The sequence below is a fragment of the Corynebacterium sp. CMW7794 genome (assembly GCF_001563605.1).
Taxonomy (GTDB): domain Bacteria; phylum Actinomycetota; class Actinomycetes; order Mycobacteriales; family Mycobacteriaceae; genus Corynebacterium; species Corynebacterium phoceense.
The window spans coordinates 1-666 of record NZ_KQ961736.1 but is presented as its reverse complement, the minus strand read 5'-3'; the positions used below and the strand labels follow the sequence as shown (position 1 = coordinate 666).

1 protein-coding gene is annotated in these 666 nt (G+C 59.2%); it reads right to left on the bottom strand.

Annotation, left to right across the window (positions count from 1 at the left end; all coding sequences use genetic code 11):
- Positions 1 to 623 (bottom strand): IS6 family transposase (locus HMPREF3227_RS06255; protein ID WP_066511303.1); only part of this gene is annotated, 623 nt, incomplete at its 3' end.
- Positions 624 to 666 lie beyond the last annotated feature (43 nt).

Here is a 666-nt window from a genome sequence, read left to right as displayed (position 1 = left end):
GAGTGCATCGCTTCCATCCCTTTCAACGTCCGATATGCAGATGTCCGGTTCTTAAACGCGCCTTTCGGCCCGAGGATCCGCTTCAGCCGACCATGGTCGCCTTCCAGGATGTTGTTGAGGTATTTCACCTGCCGGTGTTCCACGGTCTGCGGGCAGATTCCCTCTGACTTCAACTCGGCGATTGCCCTGGCCAGGGAGGGTGCTTTATCGGTGTTGATCACCCGCGGGAACCCGGTTATCGTGTTCGACCTCAGGGTCTTGGCCAGGAAACGCTTCGCTGCGGCGACGTTACGCTTTGGGGACAGGTAAAAATCCAGGGTATGCCCGCCCGCGGTGATGGCCCGATAAAGATAGCACCACCTGCCGCCGCCCCGGATATAGGTCTCGTCCACCCGCCAGGACCGGGCCTGCCAATCCGGGACTTGTCGGTACCACCGGGTCTGCTTGTCCAGCTCAGGAGCATATTTCTGGACCCAGCGGTAGATGGTGCTGTGATCGACCGGTACGCCGCGTTCGGTCATCATTTCTTCCAGATCGCGGTACCTGAGCCCGTAGCGGCAGTACCACCGGACCGCCCACAGGATGATTTCACGGGGGAAATGACGACCGGAGAAGATGCCCATGGCTGTGATTATTTCACGTCGCTCTTCCTACTGCCCCAACTTT